This window comes from Caballeronia sp. BCC1704 (assembly GCF_902833455.1).
In the GTDB taxonomy this organism is placed as follows: domain Bacteria; phylum Pseudomonadota; class Gammaproteobacteria; order Burkholderiales; family Burkholderiaceae; genus Caballeronia.
In genome coordinates this window covers 1,481,417-1,498,775 of record NZ_CADFFT010000001.1, presented here as the reverse complement: position 1 = coordinate 1,498,775, position 17,359 = coordinate 1,481,417, and the positions used below count along the sequence as shown (strand labels likewise).

The window sequence follows — 17,359 nt, the reverse complement described above, 5'->3', positions numbered from 1 at the left end:
AGGCGGGATTATTCGAGCGATGCGAGCGTCGCGTCGGTGGTATCGACGACCATCAAACCGGCGCGCAGGCCCGGCTTCACCTTGGGATTGGGAAACACGATGCGCTCTTCGTCATGCGTCACGCGATAGGTGTAATCGCCGTCGCGCGCGAGCTCCGCGCCTGCCGGAAACGCGGTGAAATTCGGCACATCGGCCGCGACGTTCAGCACGAATGCTTCGCTCTGCTTGTCGATTTGCGCGACGACGGTGAAGACGCGCAGCGGCGCGTCTTCAACCGGCGCGCTGCCCGCGACGAGCCGCCGCAAAGCCGCGTCCGATGCCGCGAAACGCGCGAGATCGTTCTGACCGAAAGGCCGCACCTTGCCCAGTTCGAGGGTGCAGGCGAGCGCGCCGCACTGCTCGGCGGTGAAATGCGTGAACGTGTTGCCCTTCTCCCGGTGCAGCAGCACCGCTTGCAGACGCGCATCCCGTAGCCAGTCGAACATCGCGCGCGAAAGCGGCGCGCCGGTGTGGGGCAACAGCGCGAACTGCTCGAAGACCGACGCGCGAATGGCCGTGTGCATGTCGATATGCCACTTCGGGTGCGCGACGCCTTCGAAGAAGCCGCGCGCCGCGCGTTCGAGCTCGGCTGCGCGCGGCGCTTCCCTGCTCGAAGGCAAGTTCGCGTGACGGCCGCTAAAGAGGCGATTGAGGTCGTCGTCGGCATAGCGCACGCCCGCTCGCATCGCGCCGATGTTGCCGAGAATCACCAGCACGCGGGCCGCGAGCGCGGCCTTTCCGCTCGCGATATCGGCGACAAGGCGCGACAGCATTTCGATTGGCGCCGTTTCGTCGCCGTGAATGCCGGCCGACGCAATCAAGCTATGCGTCGCGGGTTGCGTGGCGGGTTCCAGCAGCAAGACGCCTTCGCCCTGCCACGTCCAGCGCGCGCCCGATGCCGCCGTGCCGGACGCAACCGGCGGCTGCTTCCCCGCGAGACAGAACGCGAGAAAGTCGTCGAGAAGCTCAGTGCTGGAAGTCATAGATCGCGCCCAGTCCGAGAAGCGTCGTCAGTTCGTCGAGCGCCCTGCGCGATTGATCCAGCAGTTGCGGATCGGCAAGATCGGCGGGCGCGAGGCGATCGCGATAATGCGTGTCGATCCACGCGTCGAGGCGCGCGAAAAGCGCGTCGTTCATCCACACGCCGGGGTTCACCGCCGCGCGCTCCGCAACGTTGAGCACAACGCGCAGCCGCAGGCACGCCGGGCCGCCGCCGTTCTTCATGCTTTCGCGCAAATCGAAGACGAGCACTTCGTCGATAGGCGTCGCGCGCGTGGCGAGCGAATCGAGATACGCCGCCACGCGCTCGTTCTCGCGGCATTCCTGCGGCACGACGAGCACTTGCGTGCCGTCCGCCCGCGACAGCAGCTGGCTGTTGAACAGATACGACGACACCGCATCCGCCACGCTCACTTCGCTCTGCGGCACTTCGAGCGCCGTGAACGCCGCGCCGTGTTGCGCAAGCTTCGCGGCGAGCTCGTCGTAGACCTTCTGCTGATCGACGAACGCACGCTCGTGGCAGAACAGCGTCGTGCGATTGCCGACCGCGATGACGTCGTTGTGGAACACGCCGGCGTCGATCACATCGGGGGATTGCTGCGCGAACACCGTCGATGCATCCGAGAGTCCGTGCAGGCGCGCGACGGCGCGGCTCGCCTCCAGCGTCTGCCGCGCCGGAAAGCGCTGCGGCTGCGGCCCCTGGCCGTATTCGCTGCGGCCAAACACGAAGAATTCGACGCCCTTCTCGCCGTACTCACGCGCGAACCGCGTGTGATTGGCCGCGCCTTCGTCGCCGAGCGCGGGCGTGCCCGGCAGCGCGTGATGAATGCGAAAGCGCGCTTCGTCGGCGAAGATCGCGGCAAGCGAGCGGCGCGTTTCGCCGTGCTCGATCGCGCGATGCAGCTTCGCCGCCAGATTCGCGGGCGTGAAGTGGACGCGGCCATCGGCGGTATCGGCCGAAGGGCTCACGGTCGCGGCGTTGGCGGTCCACATCGCGGAGGCCGAACTCGCGGCCGCGAGCAATTCCGGCGCTTCACGGGCGGCGCGCTCGATCACGGCGGCGTCCGTTCCGGTGAAGCCGAGACTCTTCAAGAGCCGGATCGACGGACGTTCGAGCGGCGGCAGCACGCCTTGATGAAAGCCCAGATCCGCGAGCCGCTTCATCTTGCGCAAGCCCTGCTTCGCCGCGGCCTTCGGATTCGCGACGGACTTCTCGTTATTGCGCGACGCCACGTTGCCGAACGACAGCCCCGCATAGTTGTGCGTCGGCCCGACGAGCCCGTCGAAATTCGCTTCGCTCGCCGCGCGAGCTTCGTGGGTCTGGGTGGCTTGCTGTGCCTGCATATCGGATTCCGGTGCTTAGAACGTGAGACCCGGCGATACGCTCGCGGGCATCTGCAATTGCGCGCTTTCCACGGATGCCATCGGATACGAGCAGTAGTCCGCCGCGTAATACGCGCTCGGCCGATGATTGCCCGAGCGCCCGACGCCGCCGAACGGCGCGGCCGACGACGCGCCGTTGGTCGGCCGGTTCCAGTTGACGATGCCCGCGCGAATCGTGCGCTGGAAGTGCCTCCAGGCGGTTTCGTCGTCGGCGAGCAGGCCGGCGGAAAGGCCGAAGGCCGTGTCGTTCGCGCGCTCGATGGCTTCATCGAACGTCTTGTAGCGCGTGAGTTGCACCATCGGGCCAAAGTGCTCTTCGTCGGGAACGTCGCGGGCGTCGGTCACATCCAGAATCGCGGGCGTGACGAAACCGAGATTCGCCGCGCGCTGCTGCATTGTCAGCAAGGGCCGTGCGCCGGCTTCGATCAGCTGCGTTTGCGCCGCGACGAGCCGCGCCGCCGCCCGCGCCGAGATGACCGCGCCCATGAACGGCTGCGGCTCGTCGTTGTAGGCGCCGATGCGGATGCCCGCGCTCACTTCCGTGAAGCGTTGCAGGAAGCGCTCGCCGAATGCATCGTCCGGGACGAATAGGCGGCGCGCGCACGTGCAACGCTGACCGGCCGAAAGAAACGCCGATTGAATCGTGTGATGCACGGCTGCGTCGATGTCCGCGACCGGCGCGACGACGAGCGGATTGTTGCCGCCCATCTCCAGCGCGAGCACGATTTCCGGCCGCCCGCCGAACTGGCGATGCAACAGCGTGCCCGTATCCGAACTGCCGGTGAAGAACAGCCCATCGATCTGCCGATGGTTGGCGAGCGCGACGCCCGTGTCCTTTTCGCCTTGCACTAGGTTGAGCACGCCTGCAGGCAGCCCCGCTTCGATCCACAGCGCGACGGTCGCCGCCGCGACGCCCGGCGCGAGTTCCGAAGGCTTGAACACGACCGCGTTGCCCGCGATCAGCGCCGGCACGATATGGCCGTTCGGCAAGTGCCCCGGAAAGTTGTACGGCCCGAACACGGCGACCACGCCATGCGGCCGGTGCCGCAGCACGGCGACGCCATCGGCCATCGGCGCGCGCTTTTCGCCGGTGCGCTCGTGATACGCCTGCACGGAGATATCGACCTTCGCGGCCATCGACGCCACTTCGGTACGCGCTTCCCAGAGCGGCTTGCCGGTCTCGCGGCCGATAGCGTGCGCGAGCGATTCCTTGTTTTCGTTCAGCAGCGACGCAAAACGCTTCGCGACCGCCACGCGCTCATCGAAGCTGACGGCCGACCACGACGCGAACGCGCGCCGCGCCGACGATAACGCGCGGTCCACGTCGTCGGCGGATGCGCTCGCGCCTTGCCACACGGTTTCATCGCTTGCCGGATTGCGCGACGCGAACGACGCGCCCTGCCCGTCTTGCCACTCACCGCCGATATACAACTGGTTTCGGATATCCATGACGTCTCTCAGTTATTTCGCGCGCGGCGATGTCAGCACGCGCACGGTGTCGCCGTTCTTCACGCGCAAGGCGGCGGCTTCGTCGGCGGTCAGCAGGAACGTGCCGTCGTCGACCGCGCCGGTGGTTGCGCCGCAGCGGAAGTCGTCGAGCGAGGTGTTCGACACGAGGCTCTTTGCATCGCTCTGCGCGTCGTCGCGCTCGCCGATGCGCACGGTCGCCAGCACGCTTTCGCGCACCGTGCGCAAGTCCGCGATGTGGCATTCGAGCACCGGACCGGCATCGAAAATATCGACGTGGTTCTCGTAACGCAGGCCTTCGGCTTCGAGCATCTTGCGCGCGGGCGCGGTGTCGCGGTGCGTGACGCCGACCGTCTGCTGCGCGGACTCCGGCAGCAAGTCCAGATACACCGGATAGCGCGGCATCAGTTCCGCGAGGAACGACTTCTTGCCGTGCGAGCTCAAGTAATCGGCTTCGTTGAAGTCGATCTGATAGAAGTGCGAGCCGACCGCGTTCCAGAACGGCGATTCGCCGTTTTCGTCGAAATGGCCGCGCAACTCCGCGCACAGCCGCTGCGGAAAGCGTCCCCGAAACTGTGCGATGAACATGAACCGCGAGCGCGACAGCAACCCGCCCACGCCTGCCGTGCGATAACGCGGGCTCAGGAACAGCGAGCAGACTTCCGAGTAGCCCGTGAGATCGTGCGAGATGTTGAGCAGCGACATGCGCGTCCACACGCCCATGTCCTTGCTCGCATGCACGACCGTCGACACGCGATAGTTGTAGAACGGCTGCTCCAGCCCGACTTCCGTTTCGATGCCGCACACGCCCGCGACATCGCCCGTGGCGGTGTCTTCCATCACGAAGAAGTAGCCGGCTTCGAACGGCTCGGCCTCGCCCGCGAGCGTGCGCCGCGCCCGTTCGACGCGTGACGCCAGCGCGGCGCGATCCGGCTTGAACGTGGTGAGCCCCGGGCCCGTTTCCAGCGCCAGCGCGACGAGCGCGTCGACATCTCCCGGCTGCACGCAGCGCACGACGATCATTGCAATTCTCCCGAGGCTTGATGCAGCGGCACGCAGCGCACCGTGTCTTTTTCCGCGACGCCGAGCGCGCCGCACGCATCGGCGCTCAATGCCGCGCCGTCCGAGCGCGTGCCTGTCAGTTCCGCGACGATGCAGCGGAACTCGTGCGCCCCGCCCGCCGCGACGAGATACGCCGCGCCTTTCGTGTCCGTGCCTTCGCGCACCGCGCGCAGTTCGCCCGAGCTCGCGGATGCGCTCTTGTCCACGGCGAGGGTCAGCACCGGGCCGGCGTCGAAGATATCGACGAAACGATCCGGCTCGAAGCCTTCTTCGAGATGAATGTCGTAGGCGAGCAGCGTGCTCGCGTTCGGCTCGCCGAGCACGCGCTGCGCCTCGCCGGGCAGAAGCGGCACGTAGAGCGGATACGTCGGCATGACTTCCGCGATGAACGTCCGGCTGCGCCCGCCCGACTCCAGTTCCACCTGCTCGAAGTCGCGCCCGAAGAACTTGCGGCCGACGGCTTCCCAGAACGGCGACACGCCCGCGTCATCGGTGACGCCGAGCATCAGCGAGAACACTTCGCTCGAAAACCGCTTGCGGTTCGCCGCGATGTACATCATGCGGGCGCGCGAAAGCAGATGCGCGGTGGCTTCGCCCTCGTGCGTGCGCAGCGACGGATCGATGTAAAAGCCCGTGAGCCGGCTTTTTCCCGTCAGTTCGTGCGACATGGTGAGCGCGTGAATCTTGCGGTTCACCTTGAGTTCGCGCGATGCGTGGATCAGCGCGTCGTTGCGAAACGTGTAGAACGGCTCGGAATAGCCCGCTGACGCGACGATGCTCGACGTGCCGTAGAGCTTGCCGCTCTGCGCGTCTTCCAGCACGAAGAGATAGAACTCCTCGCCCGGAAAGTCGACTTCGGCGCGGAACGAATCTTCGGAGAGCGCGACGCGCGTTTCCAGCGCGCGCCGGTCGCGCGGCAACGAGTGCAGCACAGGTGCGGCCGAGCGCGCCATGCGCTCGAGCTCGTCGAGATCGGAGAGTCTTGCCGGACGAACGAATAGCATCGCCGTTTCCTGTAAAGCGGTGATCAACGATGAATCAGCGTGCGACGGCCGTCGCGCCCACGACCTGCTCGATCGCCTGCTCGATGCGCGCGAAGCCTTCGTCGAGGTCGGCCATCGGCATGATGAGCGACGGCGCGAAGCGCAGCACGTTCGGCCCGGCGATCAGCATGATGACGCCGTTGGCCGCCGCCGCGTTCAGCACGTCCTTCGCGCGGTCCTTGTAGGCGTCGGCGAGTTCCGCGCCGATCAAAAGACCGCGGCCGCGAATCTCTTTGAAGAGGCCGAAACGCTCGTTGATACGCGCAAGATGCGCCTTGATCGCTTCGCTGCGCGCGCCGACGCCTTCCAGCAATTTCGGATCGCTGATCAGTTCGACGACCTTCTCCGCGATGGACGCGCCGAGTGGATTGCCGCCGTATGTCGTGCCGTGAACGCCGACCTTGAAGTGCTGCGCGATCTCATCGGTGGTCAGCATCGCGCCGATGGGAAAGCCGTTGCCGAGCGCCTTGGCGGTCGTGAGAATGTCGGGCGTCACGCCGTATTGCATGTACGCGTAGAAGGTGCCCGTGCGGCCGACGCCCGTCTGCACTTCGTCGAAAATCATCAAAGCGCCGTGCTTGTCGCAGGCTTCGCGCAAGCCCTTCAGGAACGCGGGATCGGCGGGCAGCACGCCGCCTTCGCCCTGCACCGGCTCGACGATCACCGCGCACGTCTTGTCGCCGATGGCTGCGAGCGCCTGCGCGAGATCGTTATACGGCAGATGGCGGATGCCCTGCGGCTGCGGCCCGAAACCTTCCGCGTACTTCGGCTGGCCGCCGACGCTGACCGTGAAGAACGTGCGGCCATGGAACGACTGCGTGAACGAGATGATCTCGATCTTCTCGGGACCGAACTTGTCGATGGCATAACGGCGCGCGAGCTTCAGCGCCGCTTCGTTCGCCTCGGCACCCGAGTTCGCGAAGAACGCGCGATCCGCGAAAGTCAGGTCCGTCAGGCGTTTCGCGAGACGCAATACCGGCGCGTTCGTATAGCCGTTGCCGATGTGCCAGAGCTTCTCGCCCTGCTCGTGCAGCACCTTGAGCAGTTCGGGATGCGCGTGGCCCAACGCCGTTACCGCGATGCCGCCGGCGAAGTCGATGTAATCGCGGCCTTCGGTGTCCCATACGCGCGAGCCGCGGCCTCTGTCCGGCACGAAATTGGCGGGCGAAAACACCGGAACCATTACTTCGTCGAACGTACCGCGATTCACATTGATGTCGGTCATGTGCCACTCCTCTACGGGTTCTTGCTGCAGTCGTATTGCAATGCTTTCGATATTAGGCGCTTGCGTGCGTTCCGTCTTGCGCGTTCGCGACATGCTTTCATGCGCTTTCACGCTCGCCTTCAGTGCGTCGCTTCAACGAGACTCGGGCGGCTCGATCAACGCCCCGCCGCGCGGTTCGTCGAGCGCGCCGCGCTGCTTTTCGATCCAGTTGCGCCGCTCCTCGCGCGGCGTCACGCCGAAGCGGTCGCGGTACGCATTCGAGAAATGCGCCGCCGATGAAAAACCGCACGCGAGACTGATCTGCACCACGGACTTGCTCGTGCGCTGCAATTGCGTGCGCGCCTTCGTCAGGCGCAGATTGAGGTAATACTTCGAGGGCATCGCGCCGAGATACTGACGGAAGAGCCGCTCCAGTTGCCTGCGCGAGATGCCGACGAGATTCGCGATGTCATCGGTGGACAGCGGGTCTTCGATATTCGCTTCCATGAGTTGCAGCGCGTCGTTCAGGCGCGGATGCCGCTCGCCCGGCGCGGTCACGAACGGTATGCGCTGCCGCTCGGTGCCCGCGCGCAACGCGCCGACGCCCAGCGAATCCGCGATGCGCTCCGCCAGATCCTGCCCGTGATCGCGGGCGATCATCGCGAGCATGAAGTCGATGCTCGCCTGACCGCCGGAGCATGTGGCGCGGTCTCGGTCGATCGCGAAGATCTGCTGAGAGACGATCGCGCGCTCGAACTGCTCGGTGAACTGCTGGTACGTCTCCCAGTTCACGGCCACGCGATACTGCGCGAGTTGTCCGGCCATTGCGAGCCACCAGACGCCGTGATGAATGCCGGAGACGAGCGGCGTACGCGGCGCGACGCGCGCGAGGCTCGCGAGAAAGAGCCGGTAATCGGCGAACTGCTGATAGCGTTCGGAGAGGACGATCAGCCAGTCGCAATGAACGGCGTCGTTGAAGGCGCAATCGGCGGGAAGCTGCGCGCCGCCCGAAAGCGGCACCGGACGGCCGTCCCACGAACAAACGCGCCAGTCGTAGAGACGATGCCCGTCGATTTCGTTGGCGAGCGTGAGACTGTCGATGATCGGCGCGATGCCGCTCATCGATACCGGCGGCAGCGCCACGATCGCCACTTGCAGCGGCCCGCGCGCCGGGCCCGAAGCGCTCGCCACGTTACTTGAGACTGCCCGACAGGAACTGCTTCAGGCGCTCGCTCTTCGGCGCGCTCAACACCTCGGACGGCGCGCCTTCTTCTTCCGTGCGTCCTTGGTGCAGAAACATGACGTGATTCGACACGTTGCGCGCGAAACCCATTTCATGCGTCACGACGATCATCGTGCGGCCTTCTTCGGCAAGCCGCTGCATGACCTTGAGCACTTCGCCGACGAGTTCGGGGTCGAGCGCGGACGTGGGTTCGTCGAAGAGCATGACGTCCGGATGCATGGCGAGCGCGCGTGCAATCGCGACGCGCTGCTGCTGCCCGCCCGACAGATGCGACGGATACTGCTTTTCCACGCGCGGCGGCAGGCCGACTTTCTCCAGATACTCGCGCGCGCGGTCCTCGGCTTCCTTCTTCGAGATGCCGAGCACGTGAATGGGCGCTTCCATCACATTCTCGATGGCCGTCATGTGCGACCACAGATTGAAGTGCTGAAAGACCATCGCGAGCTTCGTGCGCACGCGCTGGAGCTGCTTGTGATCGGCGACTTCGAGATTGCCGTTTCGGTCGGTCTTCGTGCGCACGGCTTCGCCATCCACGACGATCTGCCCCGCGTTCGGCTTCTCCAGGAAGTTGATGCAGCGCAGGAACGTGCTCTTGCCCGAGCCGCTCGCGCCGATGATGCTGATGACATCGCCCGCGCGCGCCGCGAGCGACACGCCCTTCAGCACTTCGTTGTCGCCGTAGCGTTTGTGGATGTCCTCGGCGACGAGCTTCGTCGCGACGTCTTTGGCTTTCGGCTCCAACGCAATCTCCTCGGGTGATGACATGATTCTCCGCACGGCTTGGAATTTTACCGCTCGTCAGGCGCGCGACGGGCTCAGGTACGCGAGCCAGCGCCGCTCCGCGCGTCGAAACGCCGCGACGAGCGCGAACGAAATCGCCAGATACAGAAGCGCCGCGATGCCGAACGAGCCGAACGATTCATAGGTGGCCGAATTCGCATCGCGCGCGACCTTCAGGATGTCCGGCACCGTCGCCGTGAACGCGACGGTGGTCGCGTGCAGCATCAGGATCACTTCGTTGCTGTACAAAGGCAAGGCGCGGCGCAGCGCGGACGGCAGGATCACGCGGCGATACATTGTGAAGGTGCCCATGCCGTAGGCGCGCGCGGCTTCCACTTCGCCGTGCGGAATCGCGCGGATCGCGCCGGCGAAGATCTCGTTCGTGTAGGCGCAAGTGTTCAGCGCGAACGCGAGCACCGCGCAGTTGAAGCCGCTGCGAAAGAACGCTTCGAGCAAGGAATGCGTGCGCACGAATTCCAGGCTGTACATGCCCGTGTAGAGCAGCAGCAGTTGCACGTAGAGCGGCGTGCCGCGAAACACGTACGTGTAGAGGCGCACGGGCGTCGAGAGCCAGCGGCGCTTCGAGACCCGGGCGCACGCGAGCGGCACGGCCGCGCAGAAGCCGATGGCAATGGACGCCGCGAGCAGCCACAGCGTCACGACGAGGCCCGACGCGCGCATGCCGTCGGAATACAGAAACGGACGCCAGTATTCGGCGAAGATCGACATCATGGTCTCGTCCTCAAAGATCGGCGTGGCGCACGCCCGTCGAATAGCGTTGTTCCAGCGCCATCAGCACGAAGTTCGACGCCGTGGTGATGGCGAGATAGATGAGCGCGGCGATCAGAATGAAGAAGAACATGTTGAACGTGCTCTTGCCCGCGTCCTGCGCGGCCTTCACCACATCCGCGAGGCCGATGATCGACACGAGCGCCGTCGCCTTCACGAGCACTTGCCAGTTGTTGCCGATACCGGGCAGCGCGAAACGCATCATCTGCGGAAACAGAATGCGGCCGAACACGCGCATGCCGCTCATGCCGTACGCGCTGCCTGCTTCGAGCTGGCCGCGCGGCACCGCGAGAAACGCGCCGCGAAACGTCTCGGTGAAATACGCGCCGTAGATGAAGCCGAGCGTGAGCACGCCCGCCGTGAACGGATCAATATCGAACTGATCCCAGCCGAACGCATCGGTAACGTGGTTGATCGCGATCTGGATGCTGTAAAAGAGCAGCAGCATCAACACGAGATCGGGCACGGAGCGGATGAGCGTCGTGTAAGCGGTCGCGATGCCGCGCAAGAGTCCGTGCCGCGAGAGCTTCGCCGACGCGCCGACCAGTCCGAGCAACACCGACACCGCGAGCGAAAGCAGCGCGAGCGCGAGCGTTTCCTTTGCGCCCGCCCAGAGCAGCGGGCCGAAGCCGTACAGCGACATGAGCGCCTCCTGTTTCGTCTAACGGAGGCGACCGTCTTGCCGACGCGCGCCTCCCGGATTGGCGCGGATAGTCGCAAGCGAAAAATAATCGCTCAAAGAAGCGGCGTCGGCTTGCTGCGATGCAGCATCCGGTACGCGGGCGCGGCGCGCGGTTCATGAGCCCGCGCCGCAACGTCGGTGACGCGCGACAGCCGTGAAAACCCGCATGGGCGCGACGTGCGGAATTCGTGCTTTTGCGTCGCTTTTTCGATAGCGGAAAACGCGGCGGCGTCAGCCCGCCGACACGCCCCGCACGACCTGCACGACATGGCCCTTGGCGACCGCGATCTCCGGGCTCTCTTGCAGAAGCGGCAGAAAGCGTTCGGCGAAGGCGGGATCGCGCGTTTCGGCGCGGAACATGCCGATGACCGCTTTCGCATGCCCGAGGCGCGCATCCGGCGTGGCTTCGTCGTCGTCGAGGACGTCGTCCAGGGCGGCGATCAGCGTCGACAGCGGCGAGAGCCAGCGATACGCGCTGCCGTTGATCACGATCTGCAGGAATTCGCCCGGCGACACCGGCCCGAACTCGCCCTCGTGCGCATGGCGCAGGTGCGCGAGCACCGCGCGATGCAGCGCGAGCAGCGGATGCCGAACATCGCGGAGAAAGGAAACGGCGGTTTGATCGTCCATGAAGGCGTCCGGTTGGGGCTTAAAGATGCGGCTCGATGATGCGGCTCAACGAGCGCGTGTCGCGCCCGCGTAGCGGATGAATTCGGCGGCCGTGAGCGGCGGCGAAAAGAGCCAGCCTTGCCCGAACTGCGCGCCGCGCGCGTGGAGATACGCCGCCTGCTCTTCGCGCTCGATGCCTTCGGCGATCACCTGCACGCCGAGCGTCGCGGCCATCTCGATGATATGCGAAGCGACGCTGCTCGACGCGGCGTCCTGCCCGACCGTATCGACGAACGACTTGTCGATCTTCAGGCCGTCCACGCGAAACGTCTGCAAGTGCGACAGGCTGGAATAACCAGTGCCGAAGTCGTCCAGATAGACGGCGTGGCCCGCCGCCCGGAACGCGCTGATGACCTCTTTTGCCGCGTCGGCGTCGAGAAACCCGCGCTCGGTGGCCTCGATGCGGATCTGCTGCGGCCGGATGCCTTGTCGCGCGAGCGCGGGACCGATCACGCCGAGAAAACGATGCGTCGTCAGGTCCGGCGCGGACACGTTCACGGAGATGTAATAGTCGGCGTAGCGCCTGAGAAAGTCGCCCAGTTCTAGCAGAACGGTGTCCAGCACCTGATCGGTGATCGCCTGAATGAGCCCGCGATGCTCGGCGAGCGGAATGAAATGGTCCGGCCGCACGATGCGGTCGTGATGCTTCCAGCGCACGAGCGCTTCCGCGCCGACGCATTGGCGCGTCGCGAGATCGACGATCGGCTGATAAGCGACGATGAACTGGTGGCGGCGCACGGCGTCGCGCAACTGACCGCGCGGCGAGAGCCTGCGCACGATGACATAGGCGGCCCAGCCCGCGCACAGCACGCCCGTCGCGATCCCGGCGAGCAGCCACTCCCACGGCAGCGAGCGCGCGCGCGTGCGCCACGTCTCGCGCGGCGTGCTGACGACGACCGCGAGCGGCATCGTCGCCGAGCGGCGCACGGCCACCGACGCGCAATCCAGCAGCGACGGCGAACTGCGATAGACGGCGAGGACCGCGGATGCATCCGTGGCGGGCGTGCCGGCGATTACGCGCCGCGCCTCGGTGTTGATGACGGCGACATCGCCCGCGCGCTCTATGTTCGCGTCGATGCCGTCGACGTAGAGCGACGGATCCGCGGCAATGTAGACGCCGCCGCGCCCCATCACGAGCGAATCTTTGCCTCCGGGCAGTCGCGCCATGCCGTACCACGCGCTTACGCCATCGCGAGAACGCCAGTCGGGCGGCGGCAATGCGAGACCGTCCGACGCGCCCGCCGACACCGCGCCGAGCGACGACGAGCATTGCCACCGGCCGTCGCGGTCGTAGGCGCCCGCATCGCGCAGCGGCGCATTCGTGAGCGTGATGTGGCGCAGCGCCCGAAGATAGCTCGTGGAGCACGGCGCGTCGCTGACGTTGCCGATGTCGCCCAGCGCGCCCGACAGACGCCGCGTCAAGTCTTCCGCGCGAAGGAGCGTGGCATCGGCCAGCTTGCCGAGCCGCTCGACGCGCGCCTGCCGTTCGCTGCGCGCGGCGAGCGTCAAGCCGATCCCCGCCGGCGCGAGCGCCGCGATCATCACGACGACGATCAGGAGCGCCGCCAGCGCCCCGCGTTGAAGTTTGTTCATTCGTATTGTGGTCGTGCGCCGCAAGGCAGGGACGCTCGGGGCGCGTTGCCGCGCCGCGTGGGCTGATCGCGCTGACGTGCCTGCTTTGCGACGGCTGCACTGGAAGCGCGGACAGGGACGCCGCACGAGGCGCATGCGCCGGCTCGGTCGACAGGCGCCTTAGTGTAGAGGGCGGCCAGCGCGCGACTCAACGCTTATTTAGCCAGAAAGTCGCGCATTGAGTGGGCTGGCGCACGGCCACAAGCGATTTTCCGGTCCCGGCGCGGCGTGCGAAAATCCCGGCTGCACAGCCCGCCGGTGTGGGCTGCTCCGACCGCCATCCGAGAAACCGCCATGACATCGAGCCGCGCGCCTGCGCCCATCATTCGCGACGCCGCGTCCGGCGACTTCGACGCCATCGCGCGCATCTATGCGCACTATGTGCTCCACGCGCTGGCGACGTTCGAGGAAGCGCCGCCGACAGCCGACGAAATGCGCGCGCGTCACGCGGCGGCGGTCGCGGCGGGCCTGCCCTATCTCGTCGCGGAACTCGACGGCGAGGTCGCGGGTTACGCGTATGCCTCGACGTATCGCGCGCGCTCGGCGTACCGGCATACGATCGAAGATTCCGTCTATGTCGCCGACGGCCTCGGCGGACGCGGCATCGGGCTCGCGTTGCTTTCGGCGCTCGTCGAGCGATGCGAGCGCGGCCCGTGGCGGCAGATGATCGCGGTGATCGGCAACAGCGGCAACGCCGGGTCCATCGCGCTGCATGCGCGGCTCGGCTTCGAGCATGTCGGCGTGTTGCGCGACGTCGGCTTCAAGCTCGGCCGATGGGTCGATACCGTGCTCATGCAGCGCCCGCTTCGCGCCTCGGTCTGAATCCACTCTGTTCTAGTAGACGCTGCCGCCTTGCCCACTTATACGCTCGCCTCTCCCGTCAGCGCCGAAATCGACGTGCGCAAGAGCCGCTTCATCGCGCTCGCCATTCCGGTATCCGACCGCGATGCCGCCATGCAGGAACTGGACCGCCTGCGCGCCGAGCATCCGACGGCCACGCACGTCTGCTGGGCGCTGCTGGCGGGCGGGCAGTCGGGCATGTCCGACGACGGCGAGCCTTCCGGCACCGCGGGCCGCCCGATTCTCGAAGTGCTGCGGCATCACGAAGTGGACGGCGTGCTGGCGGCGGTCGTGCGCTACTACGGCGGCATCAAGCTGGGCGCGGGCGGGCTCGTGCGCGCGTACACCGACGCCATCGCGACCGCGATGCAGTCGGCCGAGCGCGTCGAGCGCATCGAGCGTGGCCTGCTCGCCGTCGAGATCGACTACGCCGACGAAGCGCGTGTGCGCCGCTGGATCGAGCAGCATGAAGCCGAGCTGGTCGACAGCGCGTACGGCATGACGGTGCGGCTCGTCGTGCGCATGGCCGCCGCCGCGCGCGAATCGGCGGCCGCCGAGCTGCGCGATCTCACGCACGGACGCGCGAACGTCGAGGTGCGCACGTGAGCGAGCCGCGCGTCTTCGCGATGACCGTCGCGCCGCGCGGCGATGTCGTCGAGGTGCAGCCGGGCGAAACCCTGCTCGACGCGGCATGGCGCGCGGGGCTGTCGCTGCCCCGCTCGTGCCGCAACGGGACGTGCCGGACATGCATGTGCCGGCTGGAATCGGGCGAAGTGGACTATCGCATCGAGTGGCCGGGGCTCACGGCGGAGGAAAAGGCGGACGGCTGGATTCTGCCGTGCGTGGCGCTCGCGCGCTCGGACGTGACTATCCACCAGCCGGACGCGGGACCGCGCGAGCTCGAAGACCGTCCGCGCCGTTCCCGCGGCTTCTGAGCCAACACGAGGCCGGGTTATTCAGGATTTGTCGTCTCGATTCAACAACCTACGATGTGAATCCCGAGCCGCGCCGCACAGAATCTCGTGCAAAGAGGATGCAGCGCGCCTCTCAGAAAGTGTACAATTGCGCTTTGCCCCAAATTCTGGCAGGGCCAGATCAACCGAGATTTCAATGACTAAAGTACTGTTGAAAGAGAATGAGCCTTTCGACGTCGCCATGCGACGTTTTCGCCGTACCGTCGAGCGTACGGGCCTGATTCAAGAACTCAAGTCGCGCATGGCGTACGAAAAGCCGACGACCGAGCGCAAGCGCAAGAAAGCTGCTGCTGTTGCTCGTCTTCGCAAGCAAATCCGCCGCGCGCAACTGCCGAAGAAGTTTTATTGATCGCTGCGCGAAGCCATCGACGGCGGGTGTGACGCCCTCGTCTTTCGGATTGCGTGGTGGGTCGGCGGTCTGAATTCGAACGGGTCGCGGTTTCGCGGAAGCGGCGGTCAAAACGCCGGACGCGAAAGCTCGCTGATAGCACGTCTTGCGCGTGCGCCTGGTCGGACGACGGCCAAAGGATTCGCAAAAAGCCTGCATGAGTTGGTGCTCATGCAGGCTTTTCGTGTTTGGGGTGGTCCGCGCTGAGCGAGGGCTTCAGGCGAACCAAGTAAGTCGAGCCGACGACGAACGCACTCGCCTAGCGACCGAACAGGAGCATAGAGAGTTTGACGATGGACGGAGAACAAGCAACGCAACTGCGTTGTTCCGATGCGTCGAGGAGAGAATATTAGATCGGCGCTTGCGCCACTGAGACAACGTCTCCAAGCGGCGTGTTACAACGGCCGCCGGAAACGCGATTTTGAATTCTGGTTGCGGGGGTAGGATTTGAACCTACGACCTTCGGGTTATGAGCCCGACGAGCTGCCAGACTGCTCCACCCCGCGTCTGAAGACTTAGATTATAGACTGAACCGCTCCGCGTCGTCAAACAGTGTTTCGCTCAAGACGCAGAAACGGGCGTCATGCGCTCCGCATCGGCGCTCGCACCCGAGCCTGCCGCGCGATGATGCGCCAGCGACAGTCTGCCGAGCAGCGGCAACAACACGAGCGCGATCGCCGCCCCGCCCGTCGCCAGCCAGCCGAGCGACACGAAAAGATGCGTGTACAGAGGCAAGGACTGAAGCGGATCGAGATGGCCCGGCGGCATGCGCGCGACATTCGCCACGACAGTGCCGAGATACTGCGACACGCCTGTCGCCACGAAATACGCGCCCATCATGAACCCGCTCATGCGGGCCGGCACGTAGCGCGCGATCATCGCGAGGCCGAGGCCGGACACCAGCAATTCACCCAGCGAATAGAGGCCGTAGCCCGCCACCATGAACCACGACGACACACGGCCCTCCACCGCGTAGCGTCCGCTCAGCCCGAACACGAAGAAGCCCACCGCGACCACCACGAAGCCGAACGCATACTTGGCAGCCACCGACACGTCGCGGCCGCGCCGCGCGAGTGCCGCATAAGCAACGGCGAGCAGCGGACTCAGAATCATGATCCAGATCGGGTTCAGCGCCTGGAACTGCGCTGCGCTCCACGTGAAGAGATGCACGCCGGCAACCGAGAAAGCAGGATCAACATTGCGCAGCGCGAACAGCGTGAGCGACGTCGACATCTGCTGATAGAACACGAAGAACAAGATGACCTGCAGCGTCAAAATGAGCGCCGCCCAGAGGCCGGCCCGCTCGCAGCGGTCGCAGCGCACGAGCATATAGCCAAAGATCGCGAGAATGCCGAGCGCGGCGGCCCAGACGCAAACCCTCGCCACCGTCTGATGCTGGAGGATGAACACCGTCGCCGCCGCGAGCACGGCACCGCCGGCCGCGACCGCGACAAAGCGGCCCCAGCGCATCGGCTGGTCGTCCGGTGCGGAACCCACATGCGCAAGCGTGCGGCGCGTCAGCGCGGAATTCACGAGACCGAGCACCATGCCGCCGCAGCATACGGCGAACGCCGCGTGCCAGCCCCAGTGGTCCTTGATCCACGGCGTCGCGAGCATCGAAAACGTCGATCCGATATTCACCGCCATGTAGTAAATCGTAAAGGCACTGTCGATGCGCGCTTCGTCGCCTTCGTAGATGCGGCGCACGAGATTCGCCGCGTTCGACTTGAAGAGCCCGTTGCCCACCACGATCACGCCGAGCGACGCATACATGAAGCCGAGCGCGTCGTAGGGCAGCGCGAGCATCAAATAACCGAGCGACAGCACGATCGCGCCGAAGGTCATCGTGCGGCGGGCGCCGAGCACCTTGTCGCCGATCCAGCCGCCGATCGACGGCGCCGAGAACACGAGCGCGGAAAATGCGCCCCATGTGAGATTGGCGTAATCGTCGGCGAAACCGACTTTATCGATCATGAACAGCACGAGTAGCGCGGCCATGCCGTAATAACCGAAACGCTCCCACATTTCGATTAGAAAGACGGTCGCAAACGCGCGCGTCTGCGACGCGGCGGGCGATTGATTATTCATGGGAAATTCCTTCAACCACAGAAGCGGTACGACGCCTTCGAAAACGCGTAAAGATTGAAACGAACTCGTCCTAAACA

The 17,359-nt window shown here is 65.6% G+C and carries 17 protein-coding genes and 1 tRNA gene; 4 read left to right on the top strand and 14 right to left on the bottom strand.

The window, feature by feature from the left end; genetic code table 11:
• Positions 1-8: 8 nt before the first annotated feature.
• From astE to HWX53_RS06900, 12 genes are all read right to left on the bottom strand, one after another.
• Positions 9-1,022: a succinylglutamate desuccinylase gene (astE, locus tag HWX53_RS06955; protein WP_175940046.1), complete on the bottom strand. Its 1,014-nt coding sequence runs from the start codon at positions 1,020-1,022 to the stop codon at positions 9-11.
• On the bottom strand, positions 1,006-2,382 hold the full coding sequence (gene astB / locus HWX53_RS06950; protein WP_175940045.1) for an N-succinylarginine dihydrolase: 1,377 nt from the start codon (positions 2,380-2,382) through the stop codon (positions 1,006-1,008). Before astB ends, astE begins: the two co-directional genes overlap by 17 nt.
• Positions 2,383-2,397: 15 nt before the next feature.
• Positions 2,398-3,870, bottom strand: a complete 1,473-nt coding sequence (gene astD, locus HWX53_RS06945) for a succinylglutamate-semialdehyde dehydrogenase (protein WP_175940044.1) — start codon at positions 3,868-3,870, stop codon at positions 2,398-2,400.
• Between the two features lie 12 nt (positions 3,871-3,882).
• Positions 3,883-4,911 (bottom strand): arginine N-succinyltransferase, encoded by a 1,029-nt coding sequence (gene astA, locus HWX53_RS06940; protein ID WP_175940043.1) that lies wholly within the window; start codon positions 4,909-4,911, stop codon positions 3,883-3,885.
• Positions 4,908-5,954 (bottom strand): arginine/ornithine succinyltransferase subunit alpha, encoded by a 1,047-nt coding sequence (aruF, locus tag HWX53_RS06935; RefSeq protein ID WP_175940042.1) that lies wholly within the window; start codon positions 5,952-5,954, stop codon positions 4,908-4,910. Before aruF ends, astA begins: the two co-directional genes overlap by 4 nt.
• A gap of 34 nt (positions 5,955-5,988) precedes the next feature.
• Positions 5,989-7,218 carry an aspartate aminotransferase family protein gene (locus HWX53_RS06930; protein WP_175940041.1) on the bottom strand — a complete coding sequence of 410 codons (1,230 nt, stop codon included), beginning with the start codon at positions 7,216-7,218 and terminating at the stop codon, positions 5,989-5,991.
• 132 nt (positions 7,219-7,350) lie between these two features.
• Positions 7,351-8,319 (bottom strand): GlxA family transcriptional regulator, encoded by a 969-nt coding sequence (locus HWX53_RS06925; protein ID WP_244140051.1) that lies wholly within the window; start codon positions 8,317-8,319, stop codon positions 7,351-7,353.
• 70 nt (positions 8,320-8,389) lie between these two features.
• Positions 8,390-9,205, bottom strand: a complete 816-nt coding sequence (locus HWX53_RS06920) for an ABC transporter ATP-binding protein (protein ID WP_175940039.1) — start codon at positions 9,203-9,205, stop codon at positions 8,390-8,392.
• A gap of 33 nt (positions 9,206-9,238) precedes the next feature.
• Positions 9,239-9,952, bottom strand: coding sequence for an ABC transporter permease (locus tag HWX53_RS06915; protein WP_175940038.1), 714 nt, complete (start codon positions 9,950-9,952; stop codon positions 9,239-9,241).
• Between the two features lie 10 nt (positions 9,953-9,962).
• Positions 9,963-10,652, bottom strand: coding sequence for a histidine ABC transporter permease HisQ (gene hisQ / locus HWX53_RS06910; RefSeq protein WP_175940037.1), 690 nt, complete (start codon positions 10,650-10,652; stop codon positions 9,963-9,965).
• 270 nt (positions 10,653-10,922) lie between these two features.
• Positions 10,923-11,321 carry a hypothetical protein gene (locus tag HWX53_RS06905; RefSeq protein WP_175940036.1) on the bottom strand — a complete coding sequence of 133 codons (399 nt, stop codon included), beginning with the start codon at positions 11,319-11,321 and terminating at the stop codon, positions 10,923-10,925.
• A 45-nt stretch (positions 11,322-11,366) separates the two neighbouring features.
• Positions 11,367-12,953 carry an EAL domain-containing protein gene (locus HWX53_RS06900; RefSeq protein ID WP_175940035.1) on the bottom strand — a complete coding sequence of 529 codons (1,587 nt, stop codon included), beginning with the start codon at positions 12,951-12,953 and terminating at the stop codon, positions 11,367-11,369.
• 333 nt (positions 12,954-13,286) lie between these two features.
• Between HWX53_RS06900 and HWX53_RS06895 the strand changes: the two genes are divergently transcribed.
• From HWX53_RS06895 to rpsU, 4 genes are all read left to right on the top strand, one after another.
• Positions 13,287-13,814, top strand: a complete 528-nt coding sequence (locus tag HWX53_RS06895) for a GNAT family N-acetyltransferase (RefSeq protein ID WP_175940034.1) — start codon at positions 13,287-13,289, stop codon at positions 13,812-13,814.
• A 30-nt stretch (positions 13,815-13,844) separates the two neighbouring features.
• Positions 13,845-14,438 (top strand): YigZ family protein, encoded by a 594-nt coding sequence (locus tag HWX53_RS06890; protein ID WP_175940033.1) that lies wholly within the window; start codon positions 13,845-13,847, stop codon positions 14,436-14,438.
• A 20-nt stretch (positions 14,439-14,458) separates the two neighbouring features.
• Positions 14,459-14,767, top strand: a complete 309-nt coding sequence (locus tag HWX53_RS06885; protein ID WP_175940638.1) for a 2Fe-2S iron-sulfur cluster-binding protein — start codon at positions 14,459-14,461, stop codon at positions 14,765-14,767.
• Positions 14,768-14,942: 175 nt separating this feature from the next.
• Entirely contained in the window at positions 14,943-15,155 is a 213-nt protein-coding gene (rpsU, locus tag HWX53_RS06880; RefSeq protein ID WP_006999077.1) for a 30S ribosomal protein S21, read from the top strand.
• Positions 15,156-15,623: 468 nt separating this feature from the next.
• Here the strand turns inward: rpsU and HWX53_RS06875 are convergent.
• Both HWX53_RS06875 and HWX53_RS06870 read right to left on the bottom strand, forming a co-directional pair.
• Positions 15,624-15,700: transfer RNA gene (locus tag HWX53_RS06875), tRNA-Met, on the bottom strand.
• Between the two features lie 55 nt (positions 15,701-15,755).
• Positions 15,756-17,282, bottom strand: a complete 1,527-nt coding sequence (locus HWX53_RS06870) for an oligopeptide:H+ symporter (protein WP_175940032.1) — start codon at positions 17,280-17,282, stop codon at positions 15,756-15,758.
• Positions 17,283-17,359 lie beyond the last annotated feature (77 nt).